Annotated in this window: 16 protein-coding genes and 1 pseudogene; 9 read left to right on the top strand and 8 right to left on the bottom strand. The window is 73.3% G+C overall.

The window, feature by feature from the left end:
* Nucleotides 1-180 precede the first annotated feature (180 nt).
* Together H3C53_05095 and H3C53_05090 are read right to left on the bottom strand one after the other, a co-directional pair.
* The gene (locus tag H3C53_05095) at nt 181-2,019 is read right to left on the bottom strand and encodes an SDR family NAD(P)-dependent oxidoreductase (protein ID MBW7916049.1); all 1,839 of its coding nucleotides are present in this window, start codon (nt 2,017-2,019) and stop codon (nt 181-183) included.
* Entirely contained in the window at nt 2,016-3,140 is a 1,125-nt protein-coding gene (locus tag H3C53_05090) for a glycosyltransferase (GenBank protein MBW7916048.1), read from the bottom strand. The genes H3C53_05095 and H3C53_05090 overlap by 4 nt, the downstream gene beginning before the upstream one ends.
* Nucleotides 3,141-3,227: 87 nt before the next feature.
* Between H3C53_05090 and H3C53_05085 the strand changes: the two genes are divergently transcribed.
* Genes H3C53_05085 through H3C53_05075 form a run of 3 tightly spaced genes read left to right on the top strand, consistent with a single transcriptional unit; the run spans nt 3,228 to nt 8,791 of the window.
* Nucleotides 3,228-5,795, top strand: coding sequence for an ABC transporter permease (locus H3C53_05085; protein MBW7916047.1), 2,568 nt, complete (start codon nt 3,228-3,230; stop codon nt 5,793-5,795).
* A complete protein-coding gene (locus H3C53_05080; GenBank protein ID MBW7916046.1) occupies nt 5,788-6,525 on the top strand; it encodes an ABC transporter ATP-binding protein in 738 nt (245 codons plus the stop codon). Before H3C53_05085 ends, H3C53_05080 begins: the two co-directional genes overlap by 8 nt.
* Nucleotides 6,526-6,532: 7 nt before the next feature.
* The gene (locus H3C53_05075; protein ID MBW7916045.1) at nt 6,533-8,791 is read left to right on the top strand and encodes an MMPL family transporter; all 2,259 of its coding nucleotides are present in this window, start codon (nt 6,533-6,535) and stop codon (nt 8,789-8,791) included.
* Between the two features lie 52 nt (nt 8,792-8,843).
* On the opposite strand, the gene H3C53_05070 is transcribed toward H3C53_05075, so the two are convergent.
* Nucleotides 8,844-9,755: an LEA type 2 family protein gene (locus tag H3C53_05070; GenBank protein MBW7916044.1), complete on the bottom strand. Its 912-nt coding sequence runs from the start codon at nt 9,753-9,755 to the stop codon at nt 8,844-8,846.
* Nucleotides 9,756-9,871: 116 nt separating this feature from the next.
* Here H3C53_05070 and H3C53_05065 point away from each other — a divergent pair, with 116 nt between their 5' ends.
* The 3 genes from H3C53_05065 (at nt 9,872) to H3C53_05055 (ending at nt 12,570) form a co-directional block, all read left to right on the top strand.
* On the top strand, nt 9,872-10,660 hold the full coding sequence (locus H3C53_05065) for an enoyl-CoA hydratase/isomerase family protein (GenBank protein MBW7916043.1): 789 nt from the start codon (nt 9,872-9,874) through the stop codon (nt 10,658-10,660).
* 118 nt (nt 10,661-10,778) lie between these two features.
* Nucleotides 10,779-11,819, top strand: coding sequence for a D-alanine--D-alanine ligase (locus H3C53_05060; GenBank protein MBW7916042.1), 1,041 nt, complete (start codon nt 10,779-10,781; stop codon nt 11,817-11,819).
* A 244-nt stretch (nt 11,820-12,063) separates the two neighbouring features.
* Nucleotides 12,064-12,570, top strand: coding sequence for an HNH endonuclease (locus H3C53_05055; GenBank protein MBW7916041.1), 507 nt, complete (start codon nt 12,064-12,066; stop codon nt 12,568-12,570).
* A 30-nt stretch (nt 12,571-12,600) separates the two neighbouring features.
* Here the strand turns inward: H3C53_05055 and H3C53_05050 are convergent, their stop codons facing one another.
* Together H3C53_05050 and H3C53_05045 are read right to left on the bottom strand one after the other, a co-directional pair.
* On the bottom strand, nt 12,601-12,957 hold the full coding sequence (locus tag H3C53_05050; protein ID MBW7916040.1) for a phage holin family protein: 357 nt from the start codon (nt 12,955-12,957) through the stop codon (nt 12,601-12,603).
* A 45-nt stretch (nt 12,958-13,002) separates the two neighbouring features.
* Complete coding sequence (locus tag H3C53_05045; GenBank protein MBW7916039.1) at nt 13,003-13,893, bottom strand: hypothetical protein; 891 nt, start codon at nt 13,891-13,893, stop codon at nt 13,003-13,005.
* A 76-nt stretch (nt 13,894-13,969) separates the two neighbouring features.
* Between H3C53_05045 and H3C53_05040 the strand changes: the two genes are divergently transcribed.
* The 3 genes from H3C53_05040 (at nt 13,970) to pyrF (ending at nt 18,519) form a co-directional block, all read left to right on the top strand.
* Nucleotides 13,970-14,512: an RsmD family RNA methyltransferase gene (locus tag H3C53_05040; GenBank protein MBW7916038.1), complete on the top strand. Its 543-nt coding sequence runs from the start codon at nt 13,970-13,972 to the stop codon at nt 14,510-14,512.
* A 222-nt stretch (nt 14,513-14,734) separates the two neighbouring features.
* Nucleotides 14,735-17,563 (top strand): preprotein translocase subunit SecA, encoded by a 2,829-nt coding sequence (secA, locus tag H3C53_05035; GenBank protein MBW7916037.1) that lies wholly within the window; start codon nt 14,735-14,737, stop codon nt 17,561-17,563.
* A 17-nt stretch (nt 17,564-17,580) separates the two neighbouring features.
* Nucleotides 17,581-18,519: an orotidine-5'-phosphate decarboxylase gene (gene pyrF, locus H3C53_05030; GenBank protein ID MBW7916036.1), complete on the top strand. Its 939-nt coding sequence runs from the start codon at nt 17,581-17,583 to the stop codon at nt 18,517-18,519.
* Nucleotides 18,520-18,554: 35 nt separating this feature from the next.
* Here pyrF and H3C53_05025 read toward each other — a convergent pair whose 3' ends face one another.
* The 3 genes and pseudogenes from H3C53_05025 to H3C53_05015 form a co-directional block, all read right to left on the bottom strand.
* Nucleotides 18,555-19,505 carry a hypothetical protein gene (locus H3C53_05025; GenBank protein ID MBW7916035.1) on the bottom strand — a complete coding sequence of 317 codons (951 nt, stop codon included), beginning with the start codon at nt 19,503-19,505 and terminating at the stop codon, nt 18,555-18,557.
* A 98-nt stretch (nt 19,506-19,603) separates the two neighbouring features.
* Nucleotides 19,604-20,425, bottom strand: a complete 822-nt coding sequence (locus tag H3C53_05020) for a hypothetical protein (GenBank protein MBW7916034.1) — start codon at nt 20,423-20,425, stop codon at nt 19,604-19,606.
* A 111-nt stretch (nt 20,426-20,536) separates the two neighbouring features.
* Nucleotides 20,537-20,992: pseudogene (locus H3C53_05015) on the bottom strand (kinase).
* Between the last annotated feature and the right edge of the window lie 32 nt (nt 20,993-21,024).

Below are 21,024 nucleotides of genomic sequence, written 5' to 3'. Positions count from 1 at the left end.
GGCGCCTGACGACGTTCTACGCTGCCTTCGTCCTTGGGCCGCTCTGCGCCTCGCTGCTCCTGACGCGCCGCCGCGACCGCCCCGGCCGCCCCGCCCGCGAGGCAGTCGCGGCGGCCGCCGGCCCCGGGACCGGGAACGGGACCGGGAGGCGCCACCGGGCCGGGACGGACCCGGACGACGTCACGGCCGACGACGGCGAGGACGGGGGCGCCTGAGCCCGAGGGGTCCCTCGAACACGAGGTCCTTGACGCGGTCGGGCAGGCAGGAGAAGAGGCGCAGGAGGGGAACCTCTCGCGTGCCCTTGATGCGCGCCGGGGCCCGCCCGCCCGTCGCGGCGCCGACGACGACGCGGGCGACGGCGGCCGGGTCGGCGGCCGTGCGTTCGCCCCACAGGTCGGAGTCGCGCAGGCGCAGCAGGTAGGCGTCCCACGGTTGGCCGCTCCGCCGCGCCTCCTCGGCCAGGAGCTCCTTGGCGCGCGCGGCGAACGGGGTGCGCATGGCGCCCGGCTGGACCAGCACGACCTCGACGCCGAACGGCCGCAGCTCGAGGCGCAGCGCGTCCATCAACGCCTCCAACGCGAACTTGCCCGCCGAGTAGGCCCCCATGAACGGCGTGACGAGGAGGCCGTTGGTCGAGCTCACGGCCACCACCCGGCCGCGCCGGCGCGTCCGCATGCCGGGCGCCACGGCGCGCACGACGTTCAAGGGCCCCACCGCGTTCAGCTCGAGCTGCAGGCGCACGTCGTCGAGCGGTTGCGACTCGAGCGCGCCCGGCCTGAGCGCCCCAACGGTGACGACGACGGCGTCGGGTCCGGGGCCCGCCGCCTCCACGCGCTCGACCGCGGCCGCCAGCCGGGCGGGGTCCAGGACGTCCACCTCGAGCGGCGTGACGCCGGCGGGAACGGTCGGCGGCGGCCGCAGGTCGGCCGCGACCACCGGCACGTAGCGCCGCGCCAGCTCGTCCGTGACCGCCAGCCCCAGCCCGCTGCCGGCCCCGACCACCAGGGCCGAGCGCGGCCCGGGGAGCCGGCCGGACTCGCGCAACCACCGGGCGGTGGCCCACATGCCCTTGGCGAGGTCGACCTCGGCGCGGTAACCGAGGTCGCGCTCGGCCGCCGCGCCGCTGAAGGTCGCCGTGCTCAGCATGACCTCCACCATCTCGCCCACCACGCGCGCGTCCCCCAGCGGGGCCGTCACCAGCGCCGCGAAGCGCGCGGCGGCGCGCGCCAACCCAGCGGGCACGCGGCGCAGCGGGCGGCCAAGCATGGCGGCGTAAGCGCCGAAGAACTCGTTCCAGGTGACGGCGGCACCCGTTACGTTGAAGGTCCCACCGCGGGCGGTCGCACCCGCCACCAGCGCGAGGTGGAGGGCGCGGGCCACGTCGTCGACGTAGACGGCGTCCAGCAGACCGTCACCGCGCCCCAGCGTCAGCGGCAGGCCGGCCGCCAGGCCGCGCAGCGGCGCCAGCGTCCAGGACGACACCCCGGGGCCGTACACCATCGTGGGCCTGAGGGTCACGAGGTCGAGCCCCGCGGCCTCGGCGGCGCCTCGCGCCGCGACCTCGCCCTGCAGCTTGGTGTCGCCGTAGGGATCGCCCACGGCCCGCGGCTGGCGGCTCTCGTCGACCACGCCCGTCAGCGTCGGCCCGTAGACGGCGACGCTGCTCACGTGCACGAGCCGCTGCACGCTCGCCTCGGCAGCGGCCGCCACCACCGCGCGTGCGCCGACCACGTTGACGCGCCGCGCCTCCGAGGCCCCGCCCTTGCCGCCCATCCAGGCGGCCAGGTGCAGCCCGAACGACGCTCCTGCGAACAGGTCCGCCAGGACCCGCTCATCGGCCACGTCGCCGACGACGACGTCGGCACCGGCCGCCGTCAGCCGCTCGGCGCCGGCCGCCGTTCGAGTCAAGGCGCGCACGACGGCGCCCGCCTCGACCAGCCGGCGCGTGGTGGCCAGCCCGATCCCGCCCGCCGCCCCGGTGACCGCGATCACGCGGCCGGCCACGCCGGGCGAGCTCACGACGCCGCCCGCCCCTCGCTCAGGAGCCCGACGTAAAGCTGCTCGAGGCGCTCGGCGCTCCGCGCCACGTCGTTGGCCACCGCGTAGGCGCGCGCCCGCGCGCGGCAGGCAGCGAGCTCGTCGGCGTCCGCCAACAGGGCCTCGATGGCGGCGGCCTGAGAGGCGGCGTCGCGCGGCGGCACCACCACGCCGCCCCCCGCCTCGCGGACCAGGCCCGGCACGGCGCTGGTGGGGTGGTCGAAGGCGACGACGGCGCAGCCCGCCGCCATGGCCTCCAACGTGGCGATGCTCTGCAGCTCCGTGGGGGACGGCATCACGAACGCGTCGGCGCTCGCGAGCAACTCGCGCTTCTCTGCCTCGCCGACGTAACCGGCCAGCCGCACGCGCCCGGAGAGCCCCTCCGCCTCCACGCTGCGCGCCAGCTCGGCGGCCTGCGGGCCGGCGCCGGCCATCACGAGCCGGTAGTGGCCGGGGAGCTCGTGCATGAGCGCGAGCAGGTCCCGTGGCCGCTTCTCCGCGGAGAGGCGGCCGACGTAGACGAGCAGGCGCTCCGCTCCGACCGCGCGCGGTCCCGCCGGGAAGCTGCCGACGTCGACGCCGTTCGACACCACCTCGACCGGCGTGCTCGTGAAGTCACGGCTGGTGGCCGCGGCGAACGCGGTCGGCGCCACGAGCAGGTCGGCGCGAGAGAAGAGCCAGCGGTACCAGGCCCGCAGGCCGCGCGCCACGAACCCGGCGACCATCGGCAGCTGCAGCGTGCTCGTCTCGACCTGCGTGTGCACGCCGAGGACGACCGGCACGCCCCGTCGCCGCGCCAGCAGCAGCGCGACGGCGGTGAGGACGGCCGGCGTGTTCGCCTGCAGAACGTCGGCCCGGGCGACGGCGGGCAGCAGCGTGGACAGTAGCGGCAGGGCGATGCGGGTCTGGGCCGAGCCGAGACGGAACGACGGCACCCGCAGGAGCGTGACGCCGGGCGGGGGTTGCGACGGGTGCGCGTCGCGTCCGGCCACGGCCGTGACCTCGTGCCCCCTGGCGGCAAGCGCGGCCAGGTGCCCCTGCGTGGCGCGCGCCTGCCCACCGAACCCCTCGTAGAGGTCGTCTGCGACGTAGAGGATGTGCACGAGCTCCCTCCTGCTCGGCTGGACGCTACCACGGTGGCCGCCGCGGCCCACCAAGCCGAGGGCCGCCGGCCGAGTACACTTGCCCCCGTGAGCACCCTGGTGCGCCTCGCCCTCCGCAACCTCCTCAGGCACCCCTGGCGCAGCGTCGCCACCACCCTCGGCATCGGGCTCGGGATAGCCGCCGTCTTGACGACCCTGTCGGTGGGCGCCAACGTGGAGGCCAACCTTCGCAGCGCCCTCCAGGCGGCGGCGGGCAAGGCCGACCTGGTCGTCACACCCGGAGCGGGTGGCCGCGCCGTCTTCGAGGCGGAACCCCTGTTGAGCGAGGTGCGCGCCGACCCCGGCGTCGCCGCGGCGCTACCGGTCCTGCAGACGCGCGCCGAGCCCGCGCGCGGCGAGCGCACCGTCGAGAAGTCCGTGATCCCGGGCGTCGACAGCGGCTTCCAGATCCAGGGCCGCTTGACGCGCTTCGAGGACGACCTCCCCGCCAAGCTGGCCGAGGGGAGCCTTCCAGCGGCGGGCTCGCGCGGCATCGCCATCGCCGACGGCTTCGCCCGCTCGCGCGCCATCGCGGTGGGCGACACCGTCGAGTTCACTACGGCGACCGGCAAGGTGCCGCTGCTCGTGACAGGGCTCCTCGACGACGGCGTGGGGATCGCCAGCACGAACGGGGGGCGCGTCGGCGTGATGGCGCTCGCCGACCTGCAGGACGTCCTCGCGCTCACGGGGCGGGTCTCGAACGTCGAGGTGGTCGTGCGGGACGTGGACGACGTGCAGGCAGTGGCCGCCCGTCTCAGGACGACCGTGGGCGACGGCTTCACGGTCACGCTCCCCGCCGGCAGCGGCGACTTCACCTTCGGCATCGTGCAGACGCTTCAGTCGGGGCTGAGCGTCCTGGCGGCGACGCTCCTGGCGTTGGGCGCCTTCCTGGCCTACAACACCTTCATGGCGTCGGTGGTCGAGCGCTCACGCGAGTACGCCCTGCTGCGGACCGTCTGCATGACCCGCGGCGGGACCATGCGCCTCGCCTTCTACGAAGCGCTCGCCCTCGCCGCCTTCGGGGTGCTGAGCGGGGTGCTGCTAGGGGTGGTGCTCTCCTACGTCGTCACGTACCTGAACGCCGTGACGCTCGGCTACGAGTTCCGCACGCTCGTGCTCCCCGTGCGCAACGTCCTGCTCGCCTCCGCGCTGGGCGTGGCCGCCGCGCTCGTGGCGGGCATCATCCCCGCCCGCAACGCCGGCAGGACCTCTCCCATCGCGTCGCTGCAGGCTAACGCTCTGCCGCCGCGGCGGCGCCACGCGGTCATCGGCCTCGCCCTCGTCGTCGCCGGCACCGCCCTGGCGCTCGTGCCCTGGCCGGGCCTGAGCGCCCTCTACGCCACCACCGTGGCGCTCGGCATGTTCTTCCTGGGAGTCGCCCTGACGGCGCCGTACGTCCTGCCGCCGGTAACGGCCGCGCTGCGGAGCCCCCTCACCCGCGTCTTCGGTGCCCCGGGCAAGCTCGGCGCCAGCTTCGCGGCCCGCAACGCCGCTCGCAACGGCGTCGCCATCGGTACGGTGGTGGTCGGCACCGGGCTCGTCATCGGCGTCGGCAGCATGGTGAGCAGCACCAACCACGCCATATCGTCCTGGGTCGAGACGACGGTGGTGGGCGACCTGTTCGTCACGGCGCCCGTGACGTTCCCCGACGACTTCGCCGCGCGCGCTCAGGCGGTCCCCGGCGTCGACGTCGCCAGCGGCGTGAAGATCACGGCCGTGCGCTTCCTGCAGCCCGGCGGCGACACGCGGGGCCGGGCCGTCGCGCTCGTGCTCGTCGACCCGGCCCGCTTCGACCCGGACGGCGGCTTCGGCCGCTTCCAGTACCTGCCGGGTCAGGGCGACGATCGCACCGGCTACGACACCCTCCGCTCGGGGGAGGTCCTGGTGGCCAACACGATGCGCGACCGTTACGGCTTCCAGAAGGGCGACCAGATCGAGCTGCGCACCTCGGACGGCTTCGCGCCGTTCCGCGTGGGCGGCGTCGTCGTGGACTTCACGGGGGGCGGCGAGGCGGTGGTGGGGAGCATCGATCAGATCGCGCGTTTCGGGGGCGGCAACCCCGACCTCTTCGTGGTGGTCGTGAGCCCGGGCGAGTCGCAGACAGCCGTCAAGGAGCGCCTGTTGGCCGCCTTCCCCGAGCTTGCTCTCGACATCACGCAGAACGCCGACTACAAGCGCTACATCCTCGACGTCACCAGCCAGGCGTTCGCCACCACCCGCGTGCTGCTGCTCATCGCCGTCATCGTGGCCGCGCTCGGCGTCGCCAACACGCTCGGCATGAACCTCGCGAGCCGCGGCCACGAGATCGCGGTCCTGCGCACCATCGGGCTCACCCGCCGCGGGGTGCGGACCCTGGTCACCGCCGAAGGCATCATCGTCACGACCGTCGGCGCGCTCATCGGCGTGGGCTTCGGACTGCTCCTGGCCCGCATCATCACCAACGGCGCCGGTGCCCTCACGGGCTTCGTGCTCGCGCCGCGGGTGCCGTGGCCGCTGGCGCTGCTCGCCTTGGCCGCCTCGCCCGTCATCGGCCTCGTAGCCGCGCTGTTGCCCGCCAGGCGGGCCGCGAGGATGGCGCCAACGCGCGCCCTCGCCTCTTGGAGTGAGCATGTCTGACAGGCCCTTCGCGCTGCAGGCCAACGGCCTGCGCAAGACGTACCGCCTCGGCGACGAGGTGATCCCCGCCCTCGACGGCGTGACGTTGGAGGTGAGGGAGGGCGAGTTCGTGGCGGTGATGGGTCCGAGCGGCAGCGGCAAGAGCACGCTGCTACACATGCTCGGGCTGCTCGACCAGCCGGACGCGGGCGAGGTCAGGATCGCCGGCCGCTCGACGTCGGGACTCGACGACGACGAGTTGACCGGGCTGCGACGCGACCGGCTCGGCTTCATATTCCAGTCGTTCGAGCTGATCCCGAACCTGAGCGCGAGCGAGAACATCCTCCTGCCCGCCGAGGTGGCGGGGCGGCTGGCCGAGGGCCGTCGTCGCCTCGCGGTGCTGGCACGCCAGCTGAGCATCGACGACCGCCTCGAGCACCGCCCGCGGCAACTCTCTGGCGGGCAACGCCAGCGCGTCGCCATGGCGCGGGCGCTGATCAACGACCCGGCGGTGGTGCTGGCCGACGAACCGACGGGCAACCTCGACACGAAGACGGGCGCCGAGGTCCTGGAGCTCCTGCGACGCGGGGTGGACGAGCACGGTTGGACGGTGGTGATGGTCACGCACGACCCGGCGGCGGCGCTGGTGGCCGAGCGCATCGTCTTCCTGCGCGACGGGCACGTGGCCGGCGAGACGCGCACGAAGGACACGGGCGCTCGCCAGGTGATCGACACTTTCCTGGCGAGCTGAGGAACGGGTGTTCACGCGGCTTGGTGGTCTCGTCGCGCGCTACCCCCGCTGGGTGCTGGGAGCGTGGTTCGCGTTGGCGCTCGCCTCGCTGCCGTTCGGCGCGCGCGTAGGCGCCGTTCTGAGCGCACAGCCCGACGCGCCGCGCCACGGGAACGCCGCGGCCGTCCAGGAGTTGCTGGCGACCGCCTTCGCCAACCCGGAGGAGGCCACGTTGGTCGCCGTGGCGCACGGGGTGAGCGTGAGGGCTGGCTCGAGCGAGTACGCCGAGGAACTCGACTCACTGGCGACGCGCCTCCTCGCCCTGGACGGCGTGACGTACGTCCGGGACTACCGCGCCTCGAGCGGCCTCAACCTGCTGGACGAGGCGAACGACCTGTCGGTGTTGCTGATCGGCATCGACACGGTGGACCTGACGGAGGGGAAGGTCGTGACGCGACGGGTGCGCGGCGAGTTCGCCGCCACGCCGGCTCTCCGCTTCGACCTGTCGGGCGGGCCGGCCACGGTGCTCGAGCTGGAGCAGGTCAGCCAGCGCGACGCCCGCCGCGCCGAGGTCTTCGGGTTGCCCATCTCGCTCGTCATCCTGCTCGTCGCGTTCGGCGCGGTTGTCGCGTCGCTCCTGCCGCTCTTGAGCGCCGTGACCTCCATCTCCGTGTCGTTGGGGCTGCTCTACTTCCTCGGTCACTTCGTGGAGTTCGCCGTGTTCACGGAGACGATCGTCACGATGCTCGGGCTGGCCACGGGCATCGACTACGCGCTCCTGATCGTGAACCGCTACCGCGAGGAGCTGCGCAGCACCTTCGACTCCCGCCTCGCGGCGGCGCGCGCTGCCGCCACGGCCGGCAAGGCCGTCACGTTCAGCGGCCTGACCGTGCTGGTCGCGCTGGCCGCCCTGCTCGTGCCGCCGGTGGCGTTCATCCGCTCCATCGGCGTCGGGACGATGGTGGTGCTCAGCGTGAGCGTGCTCGTGGCGGTGACGGCCGTGCCGGCGTCGCTGGCGCTCCTCGGGCACCGCGTCAACTGGTTGCGGGTCACCAAGCGCGAGCCGGGCCTGCGCTCGCGGGCGTTCTGGCGGGCCCGGGCCCTGGCCATCATGCGGCGGCCGTGGCTCTGGAGCGTGGTGGGGGTGGGCGTGCTCGTGCTGCTGGCGCTGCCGTCGCTGCGCATGCAGGTGGCCGATCCGGGCGCCCGCGGCCTCACGGCCGCCACGGACGCGCGCCGCACCCTCACGGCGCTCGAGGGGCTCGGCCTCGAGGGGCTCCTGAACCCGTTCGACGTCCTCGTCGACCTGGGTCCTGCCGGCTTCTACCGTCCGGAGAACGTGCGGAAGGTGTCGCTCCTGACCTCCGAGCTCCGCGCCCTCGACAGGGTGGCGGGCGTGTCGTCCCCCATGGCGCTGGAGAGCATCCCCAAGCTGTTCCTCTACCAGTACTACGCGAGCGCGGACCTGGCGCTACGGAGCGAGATCGCGCCCCTGGCCCGCGCCACCATCAGCCGCGACGGACGCTACGCGCTGGCGCGGGTGGTGCCGGAGGGGGCGCTCACGCCGGCGGCCGGCGCCGAGCTGTACCACGGCATCGAGCGCGCCCTGGCGACCGCCGGGCTCGAGGCGCGCGTTGGCGGCGTGTACGTGCAGGGGACGGAGTGGACGCGCGCCCTGTACGAGTACTTCCCGCTGGCGCTCGGGCTCGTGGGGCTGGTGACGGCGCTCCTGCTCGGCTGGGCGTTCCGTTCGCTGCTCATCCCGCTGAAGGCCGTGCTCCTGAACGCGCTGACGGTGGGAGCGACCTTCGGGGCCCTGACGCTGGTGCTCCAGGACGGCGTCGTCGCCAGGCTGCTCGGCGTGGGCGGCGTCCTCGGCTACATCGACACGTCGGCGCCCCTGTTCATCTTCGCGATCGTGTTCGGGCTGAGCATGGACTACGAGGTGTTCCTCGTGGCGCGCATCCACGAGGGCCACGAGCGCGGCATGTCGGATCACGACGCGGTCGCCACGGCCTTGTCCTCGACGGGGGGCGTGATAACCAGCGCCGCCGCCGTCATGGTGACCGTGTTCGCCCTGCTGCTCTTCTCGCACGTCGAGCTCATCCGCACGCTAGGGCTCGGCCTGACCGTCGCGATCGTGCTCGACGCCACGCTGGTCCGCCTCGCGCTCGTGCCGTCGGTCATGACGCTCGCCGGTCGCTGGAACTGGTGGCTGCCCGCGCCGTTGGCGCGGCTGGCCCGGCGCCCGGGCGGAGGCCGGGACGGGGGCGCGCCCGGCGGTTGAGGCTCGCCCCGGCAGCCGAGCCTCGCCCCGGCCCCGTGGTCCCCACCGGCGCCTAGCGCAGGACGTCGCGGAGGAGCGTGGTCGGTTCCAGGGCGGTGGTCACGATGCCCGGCGCCTCCAACCGCCAGGCGCCGGCCAACTGGACGCTCAGGCCGCCGACGCCGGCGGACGCCGCCTGCACCTGGGCCACCAGGGCCGCACCAAGCGCCGTCGGGTCGAAGCGGAAGGTGAGCGTCACCTCGGACCGCCCGCCGGCGGCAACGCCGACCTGCGCCAGCGCGGCGGTGGCCGCCTCGGCGCCGCCCACTCCCAACACGAGGCGCGGGACCTCGACCAGGTAGCCGATGATGCCGGGGTTGGCGAGCTCCGCCGTCAGCGCGACGACGACTCGGTTCAACGCCTCGAAGCGTAGTTCCGAGCCCGTGAGCGTGAGGCGGGGGGCCGCCAGGCCCGCGCCGCCCGTGAGCTCGCCGCGCGCCAACGTGAACGCGGGGAAGCGCTGCGGCGCCCCGAAGACGTCGACCGTCACGGCCGCGTCGAAGCGGTAGGGCACGGCGTTGCCGGCCACGTAGTTGCCGATGGCGTCGAGCAGGAGCGGCGCGGCGCCGAGCGGCACCTTGACGTCGAGGATCAGCGGGGCGCTGGCGTTGGCCGGCAGGTCGATGCCGCCACGGAATGAGGTGGAGGCGGCGCGCGTCTCCCGCAGGAACAGGTCGCCGTCCAGCCCGGCCAGTCGCACCGCCACCGGGTTGGGGTTCCCGACGGTCAGGGCGAGCCGGAAGAGAGCCGCGCCATCGCCGACGCCGGGCGGGTCGATGCTCACGAAGCCGGAGCGGGCGGCGTCCAGCTGGAAGGTGGGCGGGGACAGGACCGCGGCACCGGGTGCGCAGGCGGGCAACAGCGCCAGGAGCATCAGCGCGAGGGCGGCAAGGGTCGAGGGACGGCCGGGTGGGTGGAGCTTCAAGGGCGCCTCCGTACTGCCACGCGTGGCGGCGCCCCCAGCCTACCCGCGCGGGGCGCGGAGCGGCAGTCCGGAAGTTCGCACCTCGTCTCACTCCGGCCGGGTCGGTATCATCGGGCATGACGGTTCGAGCGCACGGTCTCACGACGGAGCTTCGCGGCAGCGTGCTCGTCGTCACGTTGGCGCGACCGGAGCACCGCAACGCCCTGTCGCGCGCCCTCCGCGAGGAGCTTGCCGCGACGTTGGGTGCTGCGATGACCGACCCGGCGGTGCGGGCGCTCGTGCTCACCGGCGCCGGCTCGGCGTTCTGTGCCGGCCTGGACCTCACCGAGCTGGAAGCGACGCTGAGCATGGACGAGGCGGCCCACCGCGCCGACTCGGAGGCGCTCGCGGAGCTGTTCTTGGCGCTCATGTCGGCGCCGAAGCCGGTGGTGGCGGCCGTGAACGGCCCGGCGGTGGCGGGCGGCGCCGGCCTCGTGTCGGCGTGCGACCTGGCGGTCATGGGGCGCGGGGCGCGGATCGGCTACACGGAGGCGCGCATCGGCTTCGTCGCCGCGCTCGTCGGCGCGCTCCTGCTCAGGCAGGTCGGGGAGAAGCACGCGCGCGACCTCCTGCTCAGCGCCCGGCTCGTGGGCGCGGACGAGGCGCTCGGGATGGGCCTGGTCAACGAGGTGGTCGACGACGACCGGGTCTTGGAGGCCGCGTGTGGGCGGGCGCTGGCGTTGGCGCGCAACGCCCCCGGGTCGCTCGCCCTCACGAAGCGGCTCTTCCTGACGGCGGGCGGCCTGCCGCTGCCGGAGGCGCTGGAGCGGGCCGTCGACCTCAACGTGGCCGCTAGGACGGGCCCCGAGCTGGCCGAGGGGGTGCGGGCGTTCCTTGAGCGTCGGGAGCCGGGCTGGCGCGGTTGACGCCCCCGTTCCGCTAGCGGGCGGCGCGCGGCTCGGCGCGCTTGCGCTCTACGCCCGGCGGCAGTAGGCTACCCATGATGTGTAACTTACACATGTTGACGGCGGTTCGGTGGCCGTGGTGAGGAGCGCCCCGCGCGTCTTGCTGCTCTGCGGCGGGCGCTCGGCGGAACACGCGGTCAGCCTGGCGTCGGCCCGCTCGGTGCTGGCCGCCGCCCGCGACCTCGACATCACCCCCCTCGTCGTCGGGCGCGACGGCAGGCTACTGTCGCCGGCCGCGTCGGCGGCGGCGCTGTCCTCGCCGCCGCCGACGGTGGCGGGCGGGGACGACCGACAGGCGGCAACCGATGACGCGGCCACGCTGGCCGCCCTCCCCCGCGCCTACGACGTCGTCTTCCCCCTCCTGCACGGACCGTACGGCGAGGACGGCAGGGTGCAGGGTCTGCTGGACGTGATCGGCCTCCCCTACGTCGGATCGGGGGTGCTCGGGAGCGCGGTGGGCATGGACAAGCTCACCATGAAGGCGGTCTTCGGCGCCCACGCGCTGCCGCAGGTCGCCTACCTCGCCGTCACGCGCCACGACTGGACGAGCGACCCAGGCGCCGTCGCCGCGCGCCTCGCTCCCCTCGGTCCCCGCTTGTTCGTCAAGCCCGCCAACCTCGGTTCGAGCATCGGCATCAGCCGGGTGACCGACCAAGCGGCGCTGGCCGCCGCCCTCGACACCGCCTTCGCGCACGACCGACGCGTCATCGTGGAGGCCGCCGCGGACGCGGCGCGCGAGCTCGAGGTGGCGGTCCTCGGCAACGAGGCGCCCGAGGCGAGTCCGGTCGGCGAGATCACGTACGACACGGACTACTACGACTACGCCACGAAGTACACGGACGGCCGCGCCGAACTCCGCATCCCCGCAGCCGTCCCCCGCGACGTCGCGGACGCGGCCGCCGCCATGGCGCTCACGGCCTTCCGGGCCGTCGACGCGCGCGGCCTGGCGCGGGTCGACTTCTTCTACCTTGAGCGCGAGGGCAGGCTCCTCGTGAACGAGATAAACACCATGCCGGGCTTCACTCGCCACAGCATGTACCCGCGCCTGTGGGGCGCCGCCGGCCTCGAGTTCGGCGCCCTGGTCGGGCGCCTGGTCGAGCTGGCGCTCGAGGGCGCCTGAGCCGCCGCCCGGCGCCCCGCCGCCGGAGCGCGCACGGGCGGCTGCTATACTGCCGCCAACGCCACGCCGACCGGAGGACCCCGCCGCCGCTCACCCCGATCCCTTGACCGCCGCCGCGGCCCACCCAAGGCCGCAGGGTGAACCCGGTCGCCCCGCCGCGGCCACGACCGCCGACCAGGCCGGCCACGCCGGCGGCGCCGGCCAGGGCGACGTGCGGCCGCTCACCAACCTGAACGGGGCGCGGGTGCTGATCCTCAACGCCTCCTTCGAACCGTTACACGTCTGCTCGGTCAAGCGCGCCGTGGCGCTCCTGATGCACGAGGTCGCCGACCGCGTGGAGGATTCGGGCGCCGTCCTCCGCTCGCCCAACGCGCTGTTCCCGGTGCCAAGCGTCATCAAGCTGCGGCGGTTCGTCAGGGGGCCGTTCAGGCAGCGGGTGGCTTTCAACCGCAAGAACGTGTTCCGGCGCGACGATCACACCTGCCAGTACTGCGCGCGGCACACGTTCGACCTGACCCTCGATCACGTGTTGCCGCGCAGCCGGGGCGGACCGACGAACTGGGAGAACGTCGTGGCGTGCTGCAAGGCCTGCAACGCCAAGAAACGCGACCGCACGCCGGAGGAGGCGAACCTTCACCTGCTGCGACGCCCGTTCGCGCCGCGCTTCATGTTCTCGAGCGCCTACGGCGTGCTACCCGACATCGACCCGATCTGGGAGCGCTACCTGCCGAACCACGGTGGCCACCCCTGACGCCGGGCCGGCTGCAAGCCAAGCCGGGCGCTAGCGCCCCGAACCGCGCGGTTCGAACGCGCGCGTCAACAGCATGTTCAAGACGCTCAACACCAGGGCGCCCACGACGGCGCCACCGAACCCCGAGACCTGAAGCGGCGTGACGGCCGCGGCCACGGCCAGCGCCAGGCCGTTGACCACCAACAAGAAGAGCCCGAAGGTCACGACCGTCAGCGGCAAGGTGAGGAGTATCATCACCGGCCGAACCACGGCGTTCACGAGGGCGATGACCGCCGCGGTCACCAGCAACGGCGCCAACCCCCCGGCGGGCAGCGTCAGCCCGACCCCCAGGTTCACGGTGACCCACAACGCCAACGTCGACAGCGCCCACCGCAACAGCAGGTTCATGGGTTCATGATACGCGGCGGGCACCGCGCGAGCCCGGCCGCCACGTCAGCGCGGCCGCATCACCAGCGCGGGGGTCTCCTCCACCGTCACGAAGCCGAGCGAGCGCATGATGGCGATCAGCTTGGGGTCGGCGGAGCCGAGCACCGTGTCCACCGCCCCGACGGGGCTGCGGAACGACAGCTCCTGCAGCGTGGTGACGACCAGGCGCCGCAACATCTCGCTGTCGCCCCTGTAGCGCTGGCGCACCCCCACCCCGCTGAGCTGGTAGGTGGAGTCGATCTCGCGGGTGGCGGAGCTCGCGAAGGCGTAACCGACGGTGGGCCGGTCGAGCGCCTCCCGGGCTGCGAACCAGAGGTCGGGTTGGAAGGGGCCGCCGCCGCGCTTGAGGTACGACCAGCCGGCGTCGCTGACCTCGGCGCCCTCGCAGTCCCGGTGCAGCTCCCGGAAGGCGCCCTCCGTGTCCGGCTGCCACGCCTCCAGGACGAGCGGCCGTCCCAGGGGCGGCACGTCCGTCAGCTCGAACCGCAGCCGCCTGAGGTCGTCTCTCACGAAGCCCGACGGCGCCAAGAGCGCCGCCAGCTCCCGCGCCCGCTCGGCGCCATGCAGGTGGAGCACCAGCGTCGCCGCCTCGGCCCCCTCGCGCTCCACGAGCCCGTCGACCAACGCCCGCAACGCGCCCGGGTCGTCGTGATGCCAAGCGCTGCGGAACTCGAGCTCGAGCGCGGCGTAGCCGCCGCCCTTCTTGACGACGTACAACCCCGCCGTGGGGGCGCCCGCGCTGGGCGCCGCCACGAGACAGTGGGCGGCGTCAGCCACGGCGTCGCGCAGTTGCGAGTTGACGCGCAGCGACAACCCGCCCGGGTCCGGGTGCCCCACGAACGCCAGCGCCTGGCGCATGAACCACGCTAGTTCGTCGGGCTCGAGGTTGCGTATCACGACCCATCAGTCTAGCGCGCCCGGCGGCGACCGGCCCCTCGCCGCCAGGCCGGGCCGCCGCGGTTATGCTCCGGCCATGTCAAGCCCGCGCATCATCGGCGGGAGCGCCAAGGGGCGCCTCCTGAAGGTGCCGGCCCGCGGCACCAGGCCCAGCCCGGCTCGCCTCCGCGAGGCGCTCTTCGACGTCATCGCGTTCGAACCGCGCGGGCGTTTCCTCGACCTGTTCGCGGGCACCGGCGCCATGGGACTGGAGGCGGCCAGCCGCGGCTGGACCGCCGTCTGCGTCGACCTGTCGCGCGCCGCCTGCCGGGTGATCGCCGAGAACGCCGCCGGCCTCGGCCTGGCCGTGGAGGTGCACGCCGCCGACGCCCTGAGCTTCGCCGCCTCCCACCCGGGGACCTTCGACGTCGTCACCGCCGCGCCGCCCTACCCCACCGACCTCCGGGCCACCTTCGCGGGCGTGTTGGCGTCGGGCGCCGCGCGCCCGGGAGGCCTCTACGTCTTGCAGCACCCGAGCGACCTCGCGGGGCCGGGGTTACCGCCCGCCTTGGCGGGAGCCGAGGTAAGGCGCAAGCGTTACGGCACCAACTCCCTGACCTTCGTGCGCGTTCCCCTCTAGCCGGCGCGAGCCCGGCCCCGGCGCGCCGCCCCCATGCGTCGGGCAGGCTGCTCGGAGGCCCACGGGCGCCATGCTAGAGTGCGCTGTTGACTCCGCAGCCGGCGCTGCGGGCCACCGCGGCGCGCGGGTCACCGCGGCACGCCGCGACGGACCCGGCGCGCCCCGGCGGTAGGCCGGGCCCCCGGGCGCCTACCGCGCCTGCGCGGAAAGGTCCTGTTACAGATGCTCGGATTCGTTCAGAAGCTCTTCGACAACAACGACCGCGAGGTGAAGCGCATCCAGTTGGAGGCCGTGCGGGCCGCCAACGCCCTCGAGGAACGGACGGAGCAGGTCGCCGACCTGGCCGCGGCCTACGCGGCGCTGCGGCGCCGCCACGCCGAGGGCGGCGAGAGCCTGGACGCGCTCCTGCCCGAGGCGTTCGCGCTCACGCGCGAGTCTGCCAAGCGCTACCTCGGCCTGAGGCACTACGACGTGCAGTTCGTGGGCGGCGCCGCGCTCCATAGCGGCCGCATCGCCGAGATGAAGACCGGCGAGGGCAAGACCCTCGTGGCCACGCTGGCGCTGGCCCTCAACGCCCTCTCTGGCAAGGGCACCCACCTCGTCACCACCAACGACTACCTCGCGCGCACGGGCGCCGAGTGGATGGGGCCCGTCTACCGCGGCCTCGGCCTCAAGGTCGGCGTCATCCAGCACGACACCGACGGCGCCGCCCGCCGCGACGCCTACCGCAACGACATCACCTACATCACGAACTCGGAGCTCGGCTTCGACTACCTGCGCGACAACATGGCCTTCCGCCCCGACCAGCTGGTGCTGCGCGAGGACACGCCCCTCAACTACGCCATCATCGACGAGGTCGACTCCATCCTCATCGACGAGGCGCGCACGCCGCTGATCATCTCGGGCCCCGCCGAGCTGGCGACCGACAAGTACTACACCATGGCCAAGATCGCCACCCAGCTCGAGCGCGGCGAGCCGTCCGAGGGCGAGAAGCCGGCGACGGGCGACTACTCCGCCGACGCGAAGTCGAAGGACATCCACCTCACGGAGCAGGGCATCGCCAAGGCCGAGAAGCTCATCGGCATCGACAACATCTTCAGCCCCGAGAACATGGAGACGGGCCACATGCTCAGGCAGGCGCTCAGGGCCGCCGAGCACTACCACCTCGACCAGCAGTACGTGAAGGACGAGAACGGCCAGATCGTCATCGTCGACGAGTTCACGGGCCGCCTCATGCCGGGCCGGCGCTTCGGCGAGGGGCTGCATCAGGCCATCGAGGCCAAGGAGGGCGTGAAGATCGAGCGCGAGAACCAGACGCTCGCCACCATCACGTACCAGAACTTCTTCAAGCTCTACAACAAGATCGCGGGCATGACGGGCACGGCCAAGACGGAGGAGAAGGAGTTCCAGGAGATCTACGCCACCGACGTCCTGGTCATCCCCACCAACAAGCCCGTCATCCGCCGCGACGAGGAGGACATCATCTACCGGACGGTCGAGGGCAAGTTCTCGGCCGTGGTCGACGAGATCGTCGAGGTGCACGCCACCGGCCAGCCCGTGCTCGTCGGCACCGTGACCATCGAGGCCTCCGAGCGCCTCTCCAAGATGCTGAAGCGGCGCGGCGTCGAGCACGAGGTCTTGAACGCGAAGTACCACGGTCGCGAGGCGGAGATCGTGGCCCAAGCCGGCCGCTCCGGCGCCGTCACCATCAGCACCAACATGGCGGGCCGTGGCACCGACATCGTGCTCGGCGGCAACCCCGAGTGGCTCGCCCGCCAGCTGATCGAGCGCGAAGGGTTCGACCGCTACGACTCCGACACGGAACTCTTCATCAAGGCCATCATGATGCGCAAGCCCGAGGAGGCGCGCGCCGCCCTCGCCAAGCTGGAGGGACTGAGCCCCGAGATAATCCCGCGCCTCGAGAAGCTGCGCGACGACGCCGAGACCGATCACGTGACCGTGGTGGGCCTCGGCGGGCTCCACATCATCGGCACGGAGCGCCACGAGTCGCGCCGCATCGACAACCAGTTGAGGGGCCGCGCCGGCCGCCAGGGCGACCCGGGCTCGAGCCGCTTCTACGTCTCGTTCGAGGACGACCTGATGCGCCTCTTCGCCAACGAACGCGTCCTCGGCATGATGGACCGGCTCGGCATGGACGACAGCCAGCCCATCGAGGCGCGCATGGTGACGGGCGCCATCGAACGCGCCCAGAAGCGCGTCGAGGACCGCAACTTCGGCATCCGCAAGCAGCTCCTCGAGTACGACAACGTCATGAGCAAGCAGCGCGAGGTCATCTACGCCCAGCGCCGCGAGGTGCTCCTCGGCAACGACATGTCCGACGAGGTCCAGGAGATGATCGCCAGCTACGTCGACGCGCAGGTGCAGCGCTACCTGAACCCCCAGATCGAGCCGGAGGAGCGCGACGTGGGGGCGCTGCGCACCTCCCTCGCCGACGCGGTGCCCGTCTTCGAGACGGTGGACTTCGAGCCGTACCGCGACAAGCAACCCGACGACGTCACCGACGAACTCGTCGAGAAGATGGAGGCGGCGTACCAGGCCCGCGAGGAGGAGCTGGGCGCCCCGCTCCTGCGCGAGCTCGAGCGGTTCATCGTGTTGCAGGTGGTCGACCAGCACTGGAAGGAGCACCTCCACAACATGGACGTGCTGCGCCAAGGCATCGGCCTGCGCGGCTACGGGCAACGCAACCCCCTCCAGGAGTACGCCTTCGAGGGCTACAACCTGTTCGAGGAGATGAACGCCAACATCCGCCTCAACGTCGCCAAGCTGCTGTTCCGCGTGCAGGTCAACGTCGACCAGCGCCTGGAGCGCCGGCCGCAGCGGCAGGCGCCAGTGCAGTACAGCGCGGCGGGCGCCACGGGGGTGGCGGCCGCCGGCGCGGCGCGCGGCGCCGCAGCGGGGCCGGCCCGGGGCAGCGGCCCCACCTCCCCCATCCGCGCCGGCGAGAAGGTCGGCCGCAACGACCCCTGCCCGTGCGGGAGCGGCAAGAAGTACAAGCACTGTCACGGCCGCGACCAGGCCGCGCAGGCCTGAGCGCCGCGGCGGCGCGGATGAGCGAAGGAGCGCCGGCCGAACCGTTCGCGACGCGGCTGGCGGCGCGCTCGGCGGCCGCCGGCTCCGTCGTCTGCCTCGGCCTCGACCCGCGGCCGGAGGCGCACCCGCTGACGGCCGGGCACGCCGCCGACCCGCGCGCCGCCGCCCTGGCGGTGGCGCGCTACCTCACGGCCGTCATGGACGCCACCCACGACCTCGTGGCCTGCTGCAAGCCGCAGGTGGCCTTCTTCGAGGCGCTGGGCCTGCCGGGCCTCGAGGCGCTCGCGGGGGTCATGGCGCACGCCCGCTCGCTGGGGTTACCGGTGATCCTCGACGCCAAGCGCGGCGACATCGGCACCACCGCCGAGGCCTACGCGCGCGCCTACCTCGCGCCGCTCGCGACCAGGGGCGGGGCGGGCGCCGAACTGGCGGCGGACGCGCTCACCGTCAACCCGTACCTGGGGCTCGACACGCTCGAGCCGTTCATCGCGGCGGCGGAATCGAGCGGCGCCGGGCTGTTCGTGCTCGTGCGCACCTCCAACCCGGGGAGCGGCGACCTCCAGGAGCTGAGGCTGGAGGGCGGCGGCGCCCTCTACACCCGTCTCGCCGACGCGCTGGCGGCGCGGGCCGCCTCGCTGCCCGCCGACTCTCACGGCTACTCGAGCCTGGGGATCGTGGCGGGCGCCACCAACCCCGGCGCCATCCGCGACCTGCGGGCCAGGTCGCCCCGCAGCCTGCTGCTCGTCCCGGGCTACGGCGCCCAGGGGGCCGGCGCGGCCGACGTGGCCCACGCGTTCGACGCGAACGGCTGGGGGGCGGTGGTGAACGCCAGCCGGGGGCTCAGCTACCCGCCCGCCGCCGCGGACGCCGGCAGCCTCCGCGAGGTGGCCGCGGCGGCGCGGGCGGCGGCGAAGGCCATGCGCGACGACCTCGACCGGGTGCGAGGCCGCGCCTGACATCGCGGCGCGAGCGGCGGGCGACGCGGGGGCGTTCAGTCCGGGGTGCTCAGGTAGCCCATCAGCGCCGTGGGCGCCACGTTGGTGCGCACGCGCCAGAAGAGCCCGAGCAGGGTGCCGAACCCGACCTCCGGGCCGTCGAACACGGCGGCGTAGAGCCTCACGCTGCTGAGGTCCGGCAGCTCGAACCCGAAGGCCGCCAGCTCCGCGCCGGCGGGCACCTCGTACGGCCAGAAGCCGTTCTTGCCCGGCTGGCTGGCCACGACGTACATCCGCGAGCTGTTGTGCGACAGGAACAGGCGCTTGGCAGTCTCCTCCGGCGCCGAGATGTAGGCGGTCACGTGTCGGACGCAGTTGGAGAGCGAGGCCAGGGCGTCGGCGGGCCGCGAGGAGGCGCCGTCGTCGGGGCGCACGACGAGGAGGCGCGGGTACACCGTCCAGTTCCAGATGATGGCCCAGAAGCTGGTGCGGCTGCTGTCCGCCGGGTCCGTTGCGAGCAGCGCGGCGGGCCGGATGGCGCGCGAGACGCGGTCGAGGACCCGGCTCACGTCCGCCACCATGTCCGCGCCGTCGGTCGGCGCGTCGACGCCCGAGGCCGGCAGGCGGTACCACGCCAGGAAGGCGTCGAGCATGGCGGCCCAGGTCTTGGCGTCGAGTTCCTCGGCGCGCCACGACGCCGGCAGGAGCTTGCGCTCCGCCAGGTACTTGACGGTCTGGTAGTAGGGGTCCGTGGCCTCGAGGGGCACCGCCGCGTCGTACTGCAACGGCGGCAGCGCCGGCTCGACCAGCTCGACGGCCTCCTTGAGGAGCGCCGCGGCCACGACGCCCGACGGCGCCGCCTCGGCGACCGCGCCGCCCGACGGCGTCGGAAGCGCCTCGCTCAGTTCGGCGCTGCACGTCTGGGCGCCTGCGCCGGCGCCGAGCAGCAGCGCCAGGCAGGCGGCGGCCGCCCGCGCGGCGCGCCGTGACGGGAGAGGGGAACGCATGGGCCGAGTTTACCGGCCCATGCGTTGGAGACGTGAGAACCGCCCGGGAGCGCCGTCGGCGCTGCGGTCAACTCGGCGCGCTCGTGGGCGCGCCGCCCTCAGGGCGTTCGGAGCAGCGTGTACTGGCTCGTGGCCGGCGCGCCGGCGCGGAGGCTGGCGGAGTAGACCTTGAAGAAGTCGCCGGCGACCACGGCGACGGTGCCGGTCTGGACCGGGCTGCCGAGGGGCGCCCCGTTAGAGGCGTACGCCTGCAACCTGAGGTCCACCGGGTTGCCCGGGGCGGTAGCGAACGTGAACGAGCCGGTCCGGTCGACGTAGAAGTAGTCGACGTCGTAGAGGCGCTCTATGGTGCCTTGGTCGCCGAGCGGGTCGGTGAGATCGAAGTACGTGGCCTTGGCCCGGACGTCGTTCTCCTCGTTGTCGTCCTGCTCGACGTCGCGGAAGAAGTAGACGGCCGGCGTAACGGTCGTGCCGCGGTCGTTCGTCAGGCGCGCGTAGTACGTGGCGGCGCCGCCCGGCAGGATCACGCAGCTGCCGCGGCACGCCGTCAGGGTGCCTATTCCCTGCTCGTCGAACTCGCCCGCGGCGGTCGCGGCGAGGCCGCCGCTACCCTGCGCGAAGTAGCGGTCGCTGGAGCTGCTCGCGAAGACCGAGAAGTCCGTCGGCCGGCGCAGCGTCAGGGGCAGGTCCTGGTCGAGCTCGAAGAAGACGACGCCCGCCTGGGCGGTGGGGACGGTGAACTTGAAGACCACGCTGGTGCCGGGCGCGAGCGGCTCGCTCCAGACGGCGACGGCGTCGGTCCCGAGCGAGAGCGTCGCGTCCGCCGGCGGCGGTCCCGGCGGCACTATGGTGATGTTGCAACCTGACAGCAGTAGCGCGGCCGCCGCGGCGGCCGCGAGTAGGAGAGTGGAACGCTTCATGGTTGGCCTCCTTCCAAGCTCATGCCGCACGATAAACCGGGCGGGGTGGGCGCCTCATGACCGCTACGGCCCGAGGTCTTAATGAACCTCCCATGAAGTCATGGGCGCGCGTCACTCGAGCACCATCACGTACGGGTAGAGGTCCGGGGCTCCCGGATGGACCTCGAGCTCGAGCTCGGGGTGTCGCTCCCCTATCTCGGCCGCCAGCGCCGCGGCGCTCCCCGGCGCCACCTCCGTCGAGTGGAAGAGCGTGGCGACGCCGAAGTCGTCGGCGCGCCCCTCGAGCAGCGCCAGGAGGCAGGCGTCAACGTCGGCGGCGGCCACCGTCAGGGTGCCGTCGACCAGGCCGATGGCGTCGCCCTCCCGGACCGCCACCCCGCCGATCTCGGCGTCGCGGCTGGCGTGGGTCACCTCGAGCGTGAGGGCCGCCTCCGCCGCGGCGGTCATGGCGGCGACGAGGGCATCGGGATCCTCGCCCTCCTGGAACTGCACGGCGGCCGCCAGGCCTTGACCCAGGGTGCGCGTGTGAAGCACGCGGACGTCCTCCCTCTCTGCCAGACTGTTGATTGCCGCTCTTCCGAGTTAGTTCCGTGTGTTGA

Source organism: Trueperaceae bacterium, from assembly GCA_019454765.1.
Taxonomy (GTDB): domain Bacteria; phylum Deinococcota; class Deinococci; order Deinococcales; family Trueperaceae; genus JAAYYF01.
Note: the sequence above shows the minus strand (reverse complement) of the source record. Positions and strands in the feature narration are given on the sequence as shown.

What these genes read in the sequence shown, in the direction of transcription:
- pyrF (MBW7916036.1), top strand. Translation starts at nt 17,581, where the DNA reads ATGAGCGAAGGAGCGCCGGCCGAACCGTTCGCGACGCGGCTGGCGGCG.
- secA (MBW7916037.1), top strand. Translation starts at nt 14,735, where the DNA reads ATGCTCGGATTCGTTCAGAAGCTCTTCGACAACAACGACCGCGAGGTG.
- H3C53_05080 (MBW7916046.1), top strand. Translation starts at nt 5,788, where the DNA reads ATGTCTGACAGGCCCTTCGCGCTGCAGGCCAACGGCCTGCGCAAGACG.
- H3C53_05040 (MBW7916038.1), top strand. Translation starts at nt 13,970, where the DNA reads ATGTCAAGCCCGCGCATCATCGGCGGGAGCGCCAAGGGGCGCCTCCTG.
- H3C53_05065 (MBW7916043.1), top strand. Translation starts at nt 9,872, where the DNA reads ATGACGGTTCGAGCGCACGGTCTCACGACGGAGCTTCGCGGCAGCGTG.
- H3C53_05025 (MBW7916035.1), bottom strand. Translation starts at nt 19,505, where the DNA reads ATGCGTTCCCCTCTCCCGTCACGGCGCGCCGCGCGGGCGGCCGCCGCC.
- H3C53_05050 (MBW7916040.1), bottom strand. Translation starts at nt 12,957, where the DNA reads ATGAACCTGCTGTTGCGGTGGGCGCTGTCGACGTTGGCGTTGTGGGTC.
- H3C53_05020 (MBW7916034.1), bottom strand. Translation starts at nt 20,425, where the DNA reads ATGAAGCGTTCCACTCTCCTACTCGCGGCCGCCGCGGCGGCCGCGCTA.